Annotated in this window: 17 protein-coding genes and 1 pseudogene; 8 read left to right on the plus strand and 10 right to left on the minus strand. The window is 60.8% G+C overall.

All coding sequences use genetic code 11. The features are described 5' to 3' along the window. The first annotated feature begins 1 nt into the window (after position 1). Positions 2-895 carry an NmrA family NAD(P)-binding protein gene (locus ACYHH6_RS28330; protein ID WP_352583530.1) on the plus strand — a complete coding sequence of 298 codons (894 nt, stop codon included), beginning with the start codon at positions 2-4 and terminating at the stop codon, positions 893-895. Between the two features lie 177 nt (positions 896-1,072). Here ACYHH6_RS28330 and ACYHH6_RS28335 read toward each other — a convergent pair whose 3' ends face one another. The 5 genes from ACYHH6_RS28335 to ACYHH6_RS28355 all read right to left on the minus strand — a co-directional run bounded on the left by ACYHH6_RS28335 (position 1,073) and on the right by ACYHH6_RS28355 (position 4,006). Next, positions 1,073-1,372 carry a DUF982 domain-containing protein gene (locus ACYHH6_RS28335; protein ID WP_352583528.1) on the minus strand — a complete coding sequence of 100 codons (300 nt, stop codon included), beginning with the start codon at positions 1,370-1,372 and terminating at the stop codon, positions 1,073-1,075. A gap of 142 nt (positions 1,373-1,514) precedes the next feature. After that, complete coding sequence (locus tag ACYHH6_RS28340; RefSeq protein ID WP_192259616.1) at positions 1,515-2,024, minus strand: Hsp20/alpha crystallin family protein; 510 nt, start codon at positions 2,022-2,024, stop codon at positions 1,515-1,517. Between the two features lie 87 nt (positions 2,025-2,111). Next, entirely contained in the window at positions 2,112-2,579 is a 468-nt protein-coding gene (locus ACYHH6_RS28345) for an Hsp20 family protein (RefSeq protein WP_352583526.1), read from the minus strand. A gap of 623 nt (positions 2,580-3,202) precedes the next feature. After that, entirely contained in the window at positions 3,203-3,502 is a 300-nt protein-coding gene (locus ACYHH6_RS28350) for a DUF982 domain-containing protein (RefSeq protein ID WP_352583524.1), read from the minus strand. A gap of 234 nt (positions 3,503-3,736) precedes the next feature. Next, positions 3,737-4,006, minus strand: coding sequence for an usg protein (locus ACYHH6_RS28355; protein WP_352561483.1), 270 nt, complete (start codon positions 4,004-4,006; stop codon positions 3,737-3,739). A 704-nt stretch (positions 4,007-4,710) separates the two neighbouring features. Between ACYHH6_RS28355 and groES the strand changes: the two genes are divergently transcribed. From groES to ACYHH6_RS28380, 5 genes are all read left to right on the plus strand, one after another. Next, on the plus strand, positions 4,711-5,025 hold the full coding sequence (groES, locus tag ACYHH6_RS28360; RefSeq protein ID WP_352561487.1) for a co-chaperone GroES: 315 nt from the start codon (positions 4,711-4,713) through the stop codon (positions 5,023-5,025). Between the two features lie 59 nt (positions 5,026-5,084). Beyond that, positions 5,085-6,713, plus strand: a complete 1,629-nt coding sequence (gene groL / locus ACYHH6_RS28365) for a chaperonin GroEL (RefSeq protein WP_352583523.1) — start codon at positions 5,085-5,087, stop codon at positions 6,711-6,713. A 58-nt stretch (positions 6,714-6,771) separates the two neighbouring features. Further along, complete coding sequence (locus tag ACYHH6_RS28370) at positions 6,772-7,002, plus strand: hypothetical protein (RefSeq protein ID WP_352583522.1); 231 nt, start codon at positions 6,772-6,774, stop codon at positions 7,000-7,002. 83 nt (positions 7,003-7,085) lie between these two features. Beyond that, positions 7,086-7,406: a DUF982 domain-containing protein gene (locus ACYHH6_RS28375; RefSeq protein ID WP_352583520.1), complete on the plus strand. Its 321-nt coding sequence runs from the start codon at positions 7,086-7,088 to the stop codon at positions 7,404-7,406. A gap of 25 nt (positions 7,407-7,431) precedes the next feature. Then, positions 7,432-7,680 carry a DUF982 domain-containing protein gene (locus ACYHH6_RS28380; protein WP_352583518.1) on the plus strand — a complete coding sequence of 83 codons (249 nt, stop codon included), beginning with the start codon at positions 7,432-7,434 and terminating at the stop codon, positions 7,678-7,680. A 136-nt stretch (positions 7,681-7,816) separates the two neighbouring features. On the opposite strand, the gene ACYHH6_RS28385 is transcribed toward ACYHH6_RS28380, so the two are convergent. From ACYHH6_RS28385 to ACYHH6_RS28395, 3 genes are all read right to left on the minus strand, one after another. Continuing rightward, positions 7,817-8,167 (minus strand): ethanolamine utilization protein, encoded by a 351-nt coding sequence (locus ACYHH6_RS28385; protein WP_352583516.1) that lies wholly within the window; start codon positions 8,165-8,167, stop codon positions 7,817-7,819. A gap of 232 nt (positions 8,168-8,399) precedes the next feature. Further along, on the minus strand, positions 8,400-9,140 hold the full coding sequence (locus tag ACYHH6_RS28390; protein WP_352583515.1) for an SDR family NAD(P)-dependent oxidoreductase: 741 nt from the start codon (positions 9,138-9,140) through the stop codon (positions 8,400-8,402). A 375-nt stretch (positions 9,141-9,515) separates the two neighbouring features. Then, a complete protein-coding gene (locus ACYHH6_RS28395; protein ID WP_352583513.1) occupies positions 9,516-10,409 on the minus strand; it encodes a LysR family transcriptional regulator in 894 nt (297 codons plus the stop codon). A gap of 155 nt (positions 10,410-10,564) precedes the next feature. Here ACYHH6_RS28395 and ACYHH6_RS28400 point away from each other — a divergent pair, with 155 nt between their 5' ends. Next, positions 10,565-11,209 (plus strand): hydrolase, encoded by a 645-nt coding sequence (locus ACYHH6_RS28400; RefSeq protein ID WP_352583512.1) that lies wholly within the window; start codon positions 10,565-10,567, stop codon positions 11,207-11,209. 107 nt (positions 11,210-11,316) lie between these two features. Beyond that, positions 11,317-11,548 (plus strand): annotated as a pseudogene (locus tag ACYHH6_RS28405) (alpha/beta fold hydrolase); the annotation flags it as partial. A gap of 114 nt (positions 11,549-11,662) precedes the next feature. On the opposite strand, the gene ACYHH6_RS28410 reads toward ACYHH6_RS28405, so the two are convergent. Both ACYHH6_RS28410 and ACYHH6_RS28415 read right to left on the minus strand, forming a co-directional pair. Next, entirely contained in the window at positions 11,663-13,663 is a 2,001-nt protein-coding gene (locus tag ACYHH6_RS28410) for a CocE/NonD family hydrolase (RefSeq protein WP_352583511.1), read from the minus strand. A gap of 57 nt (positions 13,664-13,720) precedes the next feature. Further along, positions 13,721-15,283 carry an ABC transporter substrate-binding protein gene (locus ACYHH6_RS28415; RefSeq protein WP_352583509.1) on the minus strand — a complete coding sequence of 521 codons (1,563 nt, stop codon included), beginning with the start codon at positions 15,281-15,283 and terminating at the stop codon, positions 13,721-13,723. Between the last annotated feature and the right edge of the window lie 12 nt (positions 15,284-15,295).

Consider the following 15,295-nt stretch of genomic DNA (forward strand, 5'->3'; position numbering starts at 1 on the left):
AATGACTGACAAGTTCCTCGTTACCGGCGCGACCGGTGAGACCGGCCGCTACACCGTCCAACGCCTGCTCGAGAAGGGCCACGCTGTCCGCGCGATGGTCCACAAGGAAGACGAGCGCGCCGAGACGCTTCGCAACGAAGGCGCCGAGGTCGTGGTGGGCGACCTCTTCGAGCATGACAACGTGATCCGCGCCGCCGCAGGCACCACCGCCGCCTATTTCTGCTACCCTGTCCGTCCCGGTATCATCCAGACGACGGCATATTTCGCCGATGCGGCCAGGCGCGCCGGCCTCAAGGCCGTGATCAACATGTCGCAGATCTCCGCGCGCGAGGACTCCGAGAGTCATGCGGCGCGCGATCACTGGATCGCCGAGCGGATCTTCGACTGGTCGGGCGTTCCCACCATCCATCTGCGGCCGACCTTCTTCTCGCAATGGCTGCTCTATCCGTTTGCGCGCAAGACGATCGTCGAACAGAGCATCATCGACTTGCCCTATGGCGCTGGCCGTCATGCTCCCATCGCTGCCGAGGACCAGGCCCGCCTGATCGCAGTGCTGCTGGCCGATCCGGCCGTCCATGTCGGCAAGACCTACACGCTTCATGGGCCGACCGAGCTTGATCAGCCGGGCATCGCCGCAGCCATCAGCGAGGTGCTCGGCCGCAAGATCAGCTATCAGCCGCTGACCATCCCCGCCTATCGCGATCGCCTGGAAAAGTTCGGCCTGCCGGAATTTTTGATCCAGCATTTCTGCGCCATCGCCCTCGATTACCAGAACGGCATTTTCTCGGGCGCCGACAAGATCATCGCCGAAGTCACAGGCGTGCCGCCGATGACCGTTCAGGACTTCGTCACGTCGCACCGGGCCGCCTTCAATACGCTGGATGCGGCGGCGTAAGCCACTCCGGCGTCGCCCGACGGAACATCGGAATCACTGGGTCGGAAGCACCTCTAAAGCGTTGATAACGACAATGGTAGGCCTGTAGGACATATTAAGATCATTGATTTTATTGGCTTTTTCGTGGCCAAAATCAGAAGTCCTCTATGCGCGCCCAGGAGAAACCCTGAACTGAAGTCAGGGACCGCGCTGAGAAACGCGCAGCTTTTGATCAGCCCCGGCCATTGGCGCAAAATCGGATTTGGCCAGCACCCCAGCTATCCTGGCAAAGCCGACAAATGCCTGCCGCGCCTGATCAGTTGTCATCTGACCGGCAATCGCGGCGTTGCAGCTTCTCACTGCGCAGCTGTATATCGGTCCCCGACGGGCCTTCGGCCATTGATTCAAGAATACCATCGCCTCCCGCACCGAGTTGATGTCGTGTATCACGTCACTGGTCTTAACCTGCACGGGGGCACGGAAAGCCAGACTGGTCATTTGTTACCTCCCTGGGATTGCAAGGGTTGATTCAGCATCACATGATGCGGCTCTTTCGTTTGAGGCTGTCGGACGCCATTTGACCATCCTCGCTGTCTGCAGAGGCCAGGGCTCGACGAGCCCCGGCCTTCCTTCGCGAACCTCATTTGCTGCCGTTGATTGCAATGCGTTTGGCGTTTGCCTGCGCCTTTTTGGTCTTCGGCAGTGTCACGGTGAGCACACCGTTTTTGAACGTAGCCACCACCTTGTCGTCTTCAACCTCACGGCCGAGACTGAAGCGCCGCTCAAAGCGCCCATAATAGCGTTCGCTGAACTGGCGGTCCTTGTCCTCGGTTTCTGCTTTCTTCTCGCCGCGAAGCGTCAGAACACCATCATCCAGCATGACCTCGACGTCGTTTTCGTCGAGGCCAGGGATTTCGGCCGTCACCCGGATTTCCTTATCGGTTTCCGAGAACTCCACGCTTGGCCAAGTGCCATTGAGAGGAGGCACGCGGCCAAGAACCGAAGGCGTGTCAAAACCGCGGAACACCTCGTCGAAGAGCCGGTTGACATTGCGGTGCAACGACAGAAACGGATCCATGTCGTCACTGCGATAAATGCTCGGTGCCTGGCTGCCGCCACGGCTCCAGGGAATCAAGTCACGTACGCTCATTTGTCCTTCTCCTTTCCGTTTTATGGGTCGCACCCGGACCCCATCCACGACAGGACGGGCTGTCTGCTGCAGGCCAACCGCCAAAGATCAGGCCGCCGCGCTTTCAATGCCCTTGGAGGCCGCATTCTTTCCGGTATCGACATTAATCGCGATCCGGCGCGGCTTCATCTCCTCGGGAATTTCCTTCTTGAGGTCGATGATCAGCAGACCGTTTTCGAGCTTTGCCCCGACTATGGTCACATGATCGGCGAGCTCGAAGCGGCGCGCGAACGACCTCAGCGCCAGGCCATGATGGAGGTACTGAACCCCGTCATTCTCTGTCTTGGCGCCCTCGATCACGAGCATATTTGGCTCATGCGTGATCGTAAGCTCGTCTTCACCGAAACCGGCGACCGCGAGGACAATGCGATAGGTGTCTTCGCCGAGCTTGGCGATATCGTATGGCGGCCAGCTATCCGCGTTCTGCGGGGGGCTGGCGTTTTCGAGCAGGTTGAAGATGCGGTCAAAGCCGATGCTCGACCGATAGAAGGGGGAAAAGTCCAGGTTCGTTCTCATAGCTACATCCTCCTTGGAGCAACATAGATACGAGGGAACGCCAAGAAGCCCCGGCGCTCCCTGACACATCGGCCCCTTGCGCGGCGACCGACAAAGATGAGTTGGGAATCGATTTCGGCCGTGTCAAGAGCGACGGCTAAAGCAGTTTCGCGACCGCCTTCGGATGGCTGGGTGGCAAGCTCTCCAGCGAATGCCCCATCTACTTCGCAGGTATTTCGAACGGAGGAAAAGGATGACTATGACACGCCAAGACGTCGTCTCGGTCCTCGGATTCATAGACGACGTGACGATTGCGGAGATCATCGCGTCCGGTGCCTCGCTCGAGGAATTGAGAAGGCTGGGCCTGGGCCTTCGGTGACGAGGCGCTGATGAGCCAGGGACGACCATTGCCGGGACACGGGTGGCAGCGCAAGGGAACCGGGACGAAGCGTGAAGATGCCGGCAGGTCCTGCCATTCAGGCAGACGTGCTTAGTCGTGCGATCCGCTTGGAAAGTTGTCCGTGCTGGAGGCATCTATATGACAGACAACGACAAGGGGCTCGCTTCCCGCTCCCCTTGCCCCGGTGACGCACCGCTTTGATGCTGCGGCGGTAGATTGCCGCCGCAGTACTAGCCCTGACTATCTATAGATGGTCTATTTTGCTGATCTTCGGCCCTGTCATCCACTGCGGCGCCGCGGGCAGATCCTCGATGACGGCGACCCTGCGTGCCCAGGTCATAAAGGCCCTGTTCGCCGCCTCGACAGACTTCCGGCCATCGTGCGCGGAGTAGCATGCATCCGACGCCGCAGCGTGGAGGAGGCCTCTCCTTTCAACCGGCCATTCTTCCAGAAACTCTATCGCATCCATGACACAGCCGATCTTTTGGACAACATGGCCCTCGTCTCTTACGAAAACCGGTTGTTTGAACGTCGCACTTTCCATAGTGACCTCCCTTCAAACCGTGGCGCAACTGGATCTTGCCTCCCCGTGCGCGGCTCCCGGCAAACGATGTCGGCTACTTGGCGAACGCCACGGCAAACGGCGGAAACCGGATTTTCAAAGAGCATCGTTTCCATGCGATCCTTCGGCTCCTGCTAACCCGATATCCGGCAAGCCGCGCTGGACACATAAAAAGATTGGAAACGCCACTTTCCAGTTCAAGGGGAGCGGACCCGGCTATTGAATTGTGAAGATGCCGTCTACGGCCTGCCATTCGGAAGGCCGGATAAGGCGGTGATGGGCGACTCGCACGGAATGCAGCGCTCCTTCGAGTTCGCGCTCCCAGTAATCCAGAAACCCCTTGAGGGTCGGGAATTCCGGTGCCAGGTCGTATTCCTGCCAAACGTAGAGCTGCAAAAGGCTCGGATGATCGGGAAGGTGGTAGTGAATTTCCGCAGTTGTGAGACCGTAGCCCTCCATCTGCAGCCGGAATTCCCTACTGACCATGCGTCTCTCCTATCGCGCGCGTTCAGGCATCAAGTCTTTGCGGGCGTTCTCGGGCTCGCCGTTCCTCGAGGTCACAGCCTATCTCGGCGCGACTATCGTCCAGTCGGCGAAGTGCATCCATGACGGCGTCAAATGTCACCGGGTTCGCAGCACCCGGTGGCTTTCGCAGCGTAGGCATGGAGTCGACGGCGCAAGCATCAGAAGCCCATGAGGCAAGAATGGCGCGCTTCTCCTGAGTGTCGAGCGTGCGGTCGCCCACCACCTCATCGGGGTGGCTAAAGTGCCGCGCCGGAAACAGCGGTCAAGCGAAGGATCAGTGGTTTCAGGGGCGATCGAGGGGATGTTTTTTGGGAAAGTTCGTTCCATCGACAGTCTCCGCTTCCTAACAATCTCCTTGGCATTATTGGTGTTGCAGTGACCCTTTTCGGGGTCTCCAACCGCAAAAAATTTCGTGGAGTTCGGGCCGAATTTCAAGACCTGAAAATCGCGCGCCTCGCAAAAATAGCTGCATGAATTCATGCGGCTAGCACTCCGGAATGCCGAGTGCCAAAATTTTTTCAGCGACCTCTTGAAACGCAGAAAATGCAAAACTAGTTCGATATGCGCGCGACGCCTGAAAAGGGTCGCGGCGCCCCGCACTGGCCCGATATTGCCGGTCCGGTGTGGAGGAACTCAAAAATCTGTTTGTCCTGAAGGAGAACGATATGACGTTCCGTCCATTGCATGACCGTATTCTGGTCCGCCGCATCGAAGCCGAGGAGAAGACGGCTGGCGGCATCATTATCCCGGACACCGCCAAGGAGAAGCCGCAAGAGGGCGAGGTGATTGCCGTCGGCCCAGGCGCCCGCGACGAGAGTGGCAAGCTCACACCGCTCGACGTCAAGATCGGCGACCGCATCCTGTTCGGCAAGTGGTCCGGCACGGAGATCAAGCTCAACGGCGAAGATCTGCTCATCATGAAGGAAAGCGATGTGATGGGCGTGATCGAGCAGGCCGCGACGGTCAAGAAAGCCGCCTGAGCGAGGCTCTGGTCCAACCGCAATCCAGTCAGTGAACTGCCTAGTGAAGGAGTGATCCAATGGCTGCCAAGGAAGTGAAATTCCATTCCGACGCCCGTGAGCGCATGCTGCGCGGCGTCAACATCCTCGCCGACGCGGTGAAGGTGACCCTCGGCCCCAAGGGCCGCAACGTCGTCATCGACAAGTCGTTCGGCGCCCCGCGCATCACCAAGGACGGCGTGACCGTCGCCAAGGAGATCGAGCTCGAGGACAAGTTCGAGAACATGGGCGCGCAGATGGTGCGCGAGGTCGCCTCGAAGACCAGCGACATCGCGGGTGACGGCACTACCACCGCTACGGTGCTCGCCCAGGCGATCGTCCGCGAAGGCGCCAAGGCGGTCGCGTCGGGGATGAACCCGATGGACCTGAAGCGCGGCATCGACAAGGCTGTAGAAGCCATCGTGGCTGAGCTGAAGACCAATGCCCGCAAGGTGACCAAAAATGACGAGATCGCCCAGGTTGGCACCATCTCGGCCAATGGCGACGCCGAGATCGGCCGCTTCCTTGCGGAAGCGATGCAGAAGGTCGGCAACGAGGGCGTCATCACCGTCGAGGAAGCCAAGACCGCCGAGACCGAACTGGAAGTGGTCGAGGGCATGCAGTTCGACCGCGGCTACCTCAGCCCCTACTTCATCACCAACCAGGACAAGATGCGCGTCGAGCTTGAAGAGCCCTATGTGCTGATCCACGAGAAGAAGCTGTCCAATCTGCAGGCGCTGCTTCCGGTGCTGGAAGCTGTCGTGCAGTCGTCCAAACCGCTGCTGATCATCGCCGAGGATGTCGAGGGCGAAGCGTTGGCGACGCTGGTCGTCAACAAGCTGCGCGGTGGCCTCAAAGTCGCCGCCGTCAAGGCGCCGGGCTTCGGCGACCGCCGCAAGGCAATGCTGGAGGATATTGCCATCCTCACCGGCGGCACCGCGATCTCGGAAGATCTCGGCATCAAGCTGGAGAATGTCACGCTCAACATGCTGGGCCGCGCCAAGAAAGTGGTGATCGAGAAGGAGAACACCACCATCGTCGACGGCGCCGGCTCGAAGAGCGAGATCCAGGGCCGCGTCAGTCAAATCAAGGCGCAGATCGAGGAGACTACCTCCGACTACGACAAGGAAAAGCTGCAGGAGCGGCTGGCCAAGCTCGCCGGCGGTGTCGCCGTCATCCGCGTCGGCGGCTCGACCGAAGTCGAAGTCAAGGAGCGCAAGGACCGTGTCGACGATGCCATGCATGCGACGCGGGCTGCGGTCGAGGAAGGCGTGTTGCCAGGTGGCGGCGTGGCGCTTCTGCGTGCGGCCAAGGCACTGGACAGCGTGCAGGCCGAGAATGAAGACCAGAAGCACGGTATCGAGATCGTGCGCCGCGCGATCGAAGCGCCTGTGCGCCAGATCGCCGAGAATGCCGGCGCGGAAGGCTCGATCATCGTCGGCAAGCTACGCGAGAAGCCGGAATTCGGCTGGGGCTGGAACGCACAGACCAACGCGTTCGGCGACCTCTACAACGAGGGCGTCATCGATCCGGTAAAGGTGGTGCGGACCGCGCTCCAGGATGCGGCATCGGTTGCCGGCCTGCTGGTAACGACGGAAGCGATGGTTGCCGAGAAGCCGAAGAAGGAACCCGCCGTTCCGGCAATGCCGGCTGGTGGCATGGACTTCTGAGGTAACGGCTGTGTCCGCGCCCGGTGGGCGCGGACACTCTGACAAATGGGGTAGATCCATGAACGTGATGAACTTGAACGTAATCCCCCCGCCGTCGCGTGCGGCCACCGATCTGAACTACGAAGCAGACCTGAAGGTTGCGCTTGACCCGATACTGGTCGACTTGCTCGACAGAGCGGAGGCCGCGGGTTGGGATCGGCGCAAAGCCGCATACACGGTGATGTTTCTGGCCGCGCGGAATCTTACCGACGGCAAAGGCCCTCCTGGAAACGGGAGTTCGGCAGGCTAAGGCGCGACGCACGCAACCTATCGCGCACGCGCCGTGGGAAAGGCTTCCGATCGATTGAGCTAACCACGTGAACGGAGGAAAACATGGAACACAATCAATTTCAGCATCCCGTGAGGGTGCTCGTGGGTCTTGGGTTTCCAACCGACATTCAAAGCGTAAGGGACGCCTTCGTCCTGCTGGATGAATGGCCGCCATCGAAGCGAAACCCTGCTCATGGCGTCGCGCTCAATGCCTGTCGGGCAGCCCTCGCCGGCGAGGTGGATGCCGAAACCGCTCGCAGCACTTTTGTCGCCTTTGCCCGCCGCATGGATTTGCTTGTGCCGACCGCAGCGGACATCGTCGCGGCCAAGGCAGTCGGCACCTTCGGATTAGCTGCGGGAGGCCATTTCAACAAATCGATGTAATCGATCTGTCGGAACGGTGGAAACCATGAGGGATATTCAATTTCCCGAACCAGTCAGACTGCGCGTGAGACCCTCAAGGGAACGGGTGGTTGCCAGCAGTTGGGAAGCACTTGAGTGCCTTCATGACCAATGGCCAGAATGGGCGAGAGGACCAAGCTATCGAGCAGCCTGCCGCACTTGCCGCGACTCCCTGGACGGATGGCGGGCCCCGCAACAAGCAAGAAGGGCATTTTTGAAAGCGGCCCGTCGTGCAGGTTTGGTCCAGGCTTCATAGTGAGCTCAGATGCGCGCGAGCCGTCGCTGGACAAAGCGGAGAGGCCTCGCGCCAGACCTGCGCAGGCGAGACCTCAACGCCTACTCGGATGAGCATGATCCGCCTGGACGTCGAACTGCGCGTCACCCCGGAGGACTTACCCCCTCGCCTCCTGCCAGTGGGGATAGGTGACATAGGCGGTGACCGCGCCTTGCTCGTGCGAGCGGATCGTGACCTTCTGGCCTTTGGGCATATGGACGATTTCGCCCGGCCCTGCGGTGACGCTGCCTGACTTTCCGGACACCGACAGCCGCCCCTCGAGGACGACCATCACATCATCGACGGCCATCGTCTCCTCAAGCGTCTGGTTCGGCCCATAGCGCCCGTACCCGATGGTGATCGGGGAGGCATCGTGCTGGTCGATCAGATTGCCCACAAGTACGTCTCCGCCCTGCCCCGGGGAACGCTCCAGCACTGCGTCGGTGATGTTGAACTTGCGAACCTTCACGGGAATTTCTCCTTCTAACTGGTGTGGTTGAGCGGTTAGCTTGAACTCCTGAGTCTCAACACAGAGTCCACAGAGCGGCCTCCTTCATGTCGTCCTCGTCCTCCGCGTAAATCGGGTGCGCTTATTCATCAGCCCGATCCTGTCAAGGCCGGGGCTTGGCGCGAAAGGCTATGTGTGGCGCTCGATGCATTGCCGAGCACGCAATTGGCCCGTTTGCGAACATCAAGTCCGCTCAGGCGGTTGCGCCACCGTCGGCGGTCAGGATGGAGCCCGTGATCATGCTCGCGGCGGGACTTGCCAGAAAGACCACAGCGTTCGCGATTTCGCGCGGCTCGGCGTAGCGTCCCAGTGACGTCAGGCCTCGCTGGAAATCGGCAGCCTCCCCATCCGCCGGATTCGCATCCGTATTGGTCGCCCCGGGCTGCACGAGATTCACGGTGATGCCGTTCGGGCCGAGTTCACGCGAAAGACCGCGGGTGAAGGAGGTAAGTGCCGCTTTGGACATCGCGTAAACCGTTATGCCTGGGAATGGGACCCGCTCTCCTAGGGCCGAACCGATCGTGATGATGCGTCCCCCTTCGGTGAGATGCGGGATAACTGCTGTCGCAAACAGCACTGGCGCTCGCACGTTGACGTCCATCACGGCCTGATATTCGTTCACGTCGACTTCGGCGATCGTTCCGGTGTGGCCGATAGCCGCGCTGTTGACGAGGATATCGAGTCCACCGAGCGCCGAGAGGGCTTGGCTCACTGAGCGCATGATGGCCTCCGGGGCGGCGCTGTCGGCTTGGATGGCGACTGCGCGACGCCCCATGCTTTCGATGGACTTGACCACCGCTTCAGACTTCTCGGCGGAGCGCCGGTAAGTAAATGCAACGTCGGCGCCGTTCTCCGCCAGTGCTAACGCGATCGCGGCCCCGATGCCCCGCGATCCTCCAGTCACCAATGCACGCTTCCCACTCAGATCGATCATGTGTCCGTCCTTTCTACCAACTTAGTTCAGGCATCCAATTGGTTCGCGTAGGATGCGACACCCGCTCGACGGCCTGATCCGGGATTTGGTGTTCGGCATTGGTCCCGATTAGTGTCGAGAAGTGCCAAACAGTGTTGCGGGGGGAGGAACGCTGCCCGATGGCTCACAAGGCAGCCAGGGTAATCATCCTCAGGAGCGATGGCCGCTTCGTCCTGGAGCCTAGGAAGCCACCGGCCCGGTAGAGTAGAGCCCGGGTAAAGCCGCCTCGGGCGGCCGCTGATGTGCGCTCCGGATGGGTGACACCGCGCCCGCCCCGGTGCTGTCCCGGTGATGGAAGTCGGTTCCTTGACAGGGCCTTGAGCGGTTCGCGTTCTACTAGGGGTCGAGACCCCAAACTTCCGGGTTCCTTTTGAAATACTCAGTCAGCATTTCGGTGAGCACCCGCACTTTCCGCGCGGGATGCTGACCCGGCGGGCGTACGACATACGCGGCCCCCGGAGGTACCGGATAGCGTGTCATGATCGGAACCAATGCACCGGAGGCCACATATTCATATGTAATGCAATCGGGGAGCCAGGCGATACCGAGGCCTGCCGCAGCAGCAGCGGCAAGCGCCGTGGCGCTGTCGGCCTTGAACCTGCCCTGCGGCTGGACCGTGACGATCCTGCCGCCATCCATGAACTGCCAGGCTTCCGTTCCCTGCATGAGGGCCTGATGGGTGACGAGTTCGTCCGGCGTCTCAGGTGACCCATGCGCTTTGATGTAATCCGGGCTTGCGACAAGCTTTCCATGGATCGGCCCAACGCGCTTCGCGATCAAGTTGGAGTCCTGAAGGTAGGCGCCCCGGATCGCGCAATCGAAACCCTCCGCAATGAGATCGACGAAGCGATCGCTGTAGGAGGTATGGATTTGAAGCTTCGGGTGCAGACGCGCCATTTCCGCGATCACCGGGGCGAAGTGGGTTGGGCCGAAAGTAAGCGGCATGGCAACCCTCAGGCGGCCGCGAAGGTCGCCGGTCGGGAGGATCGTTTCCCTGGCGCTGTCGATCTCGGCGCTGGCCCGGGCCGCATGGTCCCTGAACGTGATCCCCGCCTCGGTGAGAGCGGCCCCGCGGGTCGTTCGTGCAAGAAGCTGGACGCCAAGTTCCGCTTCAACCCGAAAGAGCCGTCGACTGACGATTGATTTGGAGACGCCGAGCCGACGCGCCGCGGCCGATACGCCCCCTGCATCGGCTACTGCGACGAATGTCTGCAGATCTTCGATGTCCAACTCGGTGTTCCTAATTTCGCGACACAGGTTGCCTGACTATGGCACTACCGCATCATCAAAGGGAACAGCAAATTACATCCAGGCAACGTCGCCTGCTGGCGCATGTCTCCCGTCGAACCCATTGCCGTCCATGGCAGCAGAGAAAGGAAGTCTTGATGACCCTTCGTAACGGCCTCGATTCGCTTCTTCGTCCTGAAGACTCAGTCCTCGTTCTGATCGACCACCAGCCTTACCAGCTCGCAAACCTGAACAGCCACGATCCGCACATGGTGGTCAACAACACGACCGCGCTGGCGAAGCTAGCAAAAGCCTTCAATGTTCCGACCATTCTCACCAGCGTGATCGCGGCGCGCGGTGGACTTCTCTTCAAGCAGATCACCGACGTATTTCCAGACCAGGAAGTCATCGATCGCACCTGGGTGAACACCTGGCAGGACGAGAATGTGGTGAACGTCGTCAAGGCGACCGGCCGCAAGCAACTGATCATCGCCGGCCTTTGGACCGAAGTCTGCGTCGCGATGCCTGTGATCCAGGCCGCTGGCGAAGGCTGGGACGTGACCGTGATCACCGACGCGTCGGGCGGCATTTCGAAGGAATCTCACGAGGTTGCCGTCCAGCGGATGATCGCAGCCGGCGCGAACCCGATGACCGTGATGGCGCTCGCTGGCGAATGGCAACGCGATTGGGCGCGCACCGAGCATGTCGAGGAGCTGACCGAGATTCTCATCCAGCACTTCGGCGGCAGCGGCATCGCGTATCTTTGGGAGCAGCAGCTTCTCAACACGCCAGTAGCTGGCTGATCCCGGCCGGGATGGCGAGCATTTCGGTGAGGGTCGGACTCGATCCGTTTGCCGGCCCTCGCCATCCTCACCTCACGGGGAAGCCTTGTGATGTCAGTGATAAATCCATGGGCTTTGTCACGACCGACGACGACGTACGGGGTCCCAAGGACGCCCAGCCAATCGATTTTCACCATGGCTGGCAGCTCAGCTCAGATGACTGGACGCGCAGATGCTTTTCTTCCTGTCGAAAGGCTATCGCGTGGTCGCACATGACCGACGCGGCCACGGACGCTCGGAGCAGGTCGCGACGGTCACGACAAGACAATCGAGGCGCACGCCGTCGAGCGTCGCCTGGACGGGCATAGGCGAGAAGGTCGGTGAGGCCCGCCTGGTCCATGTTCCTTCCCGATTTGATGTCGGTGGAACACCCTGATTGCGCCGGCCGTAGCTCACCCATTATGTAGCTCACCCTTACATATGGTCACGCGGTATTCGAGCGCTGCGCTCGCGCTCGAATACCTTATGACCGTCAGCCAGTGCTTCAACCCGCTCCGTAACCACCCATTCGGTCGCCGTGCAGGAGAGATGCGTGGTGCAATGGCTTTGCGTTCGCCAGCCTTCCCGCTCGGCACAGCACGTCCAGTGGACCTCTGCCGTCAGCGACAGCGGGTCATCGGGCGCTATCGACCATACCTCCTGCCGGATGTCGCGCGTGCACAAGCCGTTGCCCGGATGGCGACTAAGACCTGTGTCCTCGTGCACCCGATAGCGCGTCACGCCATTTTGCAGATCGCGTTCAACAGAGCGGTCCGACGATCCGTCTGTCAGGACTTCGTAACGGGGTAGAGGATCGGGATTGGATGGCTGCGGGATTTCGACCCTTCGATGCTCGCCAAGCAGCGGCAGTTCCAATCGCAGCGTGGCAAGATCGATCGCCAGCGTTGCGTCGCAGGGCGGCGGCAGGATCGTCGGCCAATAGGCGCTCGACAAGGACAGACGCAGACGGTGGCCGGGCGCAAAACGGTAGCCGCACGCATCGAGCACCAACTCGATTTCGACCGTCTCGCCCGGCTTCAGAGGCTGTGGTTCGGCATTGCCCATGCGATGCGAGAGGTTGAGCACACCGTAGCTGACGCGCGTCGCCGCACCATCGGGATGGACGTCGACGAGCCTGACGGCAAGGTTGGCGAAGTTGGCATCACTGGAAAGCGACAGTTTTACGAGCGGTTGGCCAAAGACGACGCATTCCTCAGCAAGGACGGCGCTGTCGAAGGTGAGTGATCCAGCATCGTCGACACGCTGGTCGCCGGCCATTTCCGAATCCGGCCTCCGCGGGAAGAACTCTCCCGCAGCGGTGCCTGTATCTTGAGGAGAGTGCAGGAGGGCTTTCCCTTCAGCATGCGATGAAGTGCTCCGAGCGAGCCTGCCCGAAGCGTCCAGGCTAAGGACGAGTGTGTCGGGAACGTTCCATCTCTCCATGGCAACCCAATAGCCTGGGTCGGTCTCGCGCCGGCGGCCGGGTCGCGGCCCGTCCAGGATATAAGCACGCAGCCTCGGCGTATGCTCCACCTTGTTGTCTTCTGCGCATAGCCAATGCCGCCACCATGAAATTGCCTCGGCGTGAAAATCGACGCGGGGCTTCGGATAGGCGAAATGCGGATACTTGTGAACCCATGGACCGATCAGGCCCCAGGCCATTTCCGGCATCCCGGCGACCGCCTTCAAGGGCGTGTTGCGGTAGCCGTCGGCCCATCCGGCAATCACCAGTGCGGGAACGGAAAAACCGTCAAAGTCCTCGCAGATCGAACCGTGACGCCAGAAGTCGTCGCGGCGTTGGTGGGAGAGCCACTGCTCCATGAAGAACGGCTCGCCTTCCAGGCGCTCAAGCCACATGTCGCGCCAGCGTTCTCCGACGAGATCGGGATCGGGGGACCGCGACTGGAAGGCAGTCATCGTCGCCGCCCATGACAGTTGCGCCGATAGATGCGCGCCATTCTTGTAGTGGATGTCGTCATTGTAGCGGTCGATGGTGGACGACAGGGAAATCACGGCCTTGAGAGCTGGTGGTTTGAGAGCCGCGACCTGAAGCGCGTTGAACCCGCCCCAGGAAATTCCCATCATGCCGACATTGCCGTTCGACCAGTCCTGCGCTGCGATCCATTCGATAACCTCGACGGCGTCGGCAAGCTCGCGCGCGGTATATTCGCCATCGATCACGCCGTCGGATTCTCCGCAACCGCGAATGTCGACACGCACGCCCGCGATGCCGGCCGCCGCGAAGACCGGATAGGTGGACTCGTCACGCGCGGCGGTGCCGTTGCGTTTTCGATAAGGCAGGAATTCGAGCACCGCCGGCACCCCGCCAGGAACCGTTTCGGGTCTCCAGATGCGCGCGGCGAGCCGGGTGCCGTCTTTCAGAACGATCCACTCATTTTCAATGACACGGAAATTTATCGTTATGCGATCAACCACAAAAGCTCCACTCGGCGGCAACTATCGGCCGCCGGAATTGCACGATCATTTCCCGGTTCAAGCCTCCAGCCAGACCCGGCTGGCGATGCGGCCATTGGAGAAGTCATTGCCAATATCGGGAACAAAACCCTTGAGGTGGCTCGTGCAGGCGTTGATGAAATCGTTGAACACCGGCAGTATCAGGCCGCCCTCATCCCGCACCATCAGCGCCATGTCACGGTAGAGTACGCGCCGTTTGGTCTCATCCAGTTCACCGCGCGCCTTGACCACCATCTTGTCGAAGTCGGGCCGCTTGAAGCGGGTGTCGTTCCACTCCGCGTTGGAAACGTAGGACGTGGAATAGCGCGCATCCTGCGTCGGACGACCACCCCAAAAGGAGGTGCAGAACGGCTTGACGTTCCAGACTTCCGACCAGTAGCCGTCACTCGGCTGGCGCTGCACATTGATCTTGATACCGGCCTTTTCCGCGCTCAATTGGAAAAGCTGGGCCGCATCGACCGCGCCGGGGAACGCCGCTTCCGAGGTGCGCAGCAGAATTGGATCTTGAAGGCCGGACTTCTTGAAGTGGAATGCAGCCTTGTCGGGATCGTAATTGCGCTGCTCTATATCGGCAGGCGCGAGCGCATAGTTGGCGTTGATCGGGTAATCATTGCCAATGGTGCCGAACCCGCCCAGAACCCCCTTGAGGATAGCCTCGCGGTCTATCGCATATTTGAGCGCCAGACGCAGATCATTGTTATCGAAGGGCGCGGTGTCGCAATGCATCAGGAAGGAATAGAACCCCTTGCCGGAGGTGCGCAGAATCTCGACGCCCGGAACCCGCTTCAGCAACGGCACGATCTTCGGTTCGACGGTGCTGATAAAATCGACCTGACCGGACCGCAACGCGCTGGTCCGGGCAGTCAGGTCGTTCATCACGGTAATAAGCACGCTGTCGACGTAACCCCGGTCCTGGCGCCAGTCGTCCTCGTTTTTTTCGAAAGCAGCGCGAATGCCCGGCTCGAATGCAGCCAGCTTGTAGGGACCGGTGCCGATCGCTGCCGCAGGTTTTTCCACGCCGCCGCCCGGCTGGATCTGAAGATGATAATCGGTAAATATCAGCGGCAAGTCAGCGTTGGCCTCCTTCAGCGTCACCACCATGTCGCCCGACCGTTCCTCGATGCGGTCTATCCCGGAGAGCAGGCCGAGTGCGCCCGATTGCGATTTCTTCCCGGCGTGGCGGCGCAAGGTCTCGACTGCATCGCTAACAGTAAATGCCTTGCCATCGTGGAAACGAACGTCCTTGCGTATCTTGAAGGTCCACTCCTTGGCGTCGGCCGACGGGGACCAGGATTCGGCCAGCGACGGAACCGCCGCGCCCGTCTTGGGGTCGGATTCGACCAGCGTATCGCCCCAGCAATGCGCGATCACAAAATTGACGCTGGCGGACGCCAGGGCCGGGTCGAGCGTGTCGGCGGAGGCGCCGCCATCGAGCCCCAGCCGCAACTGTCCGCCGCGCACTGGCGTTTGCGCCGCGGCCGGTGACGCCAGCGAGCCTGCGGCTGCGACAAGGCCTAGAGCCACCCCCGCTTGAAGAAGATCACGGCGTGAGAGACTCGATAACCTGCTGGAAGCGCTCATTGGGTTCCCCTT

It is taken from the genome of Mesorhizobium sp. P171375 (genome assembly GCF_057786075.1).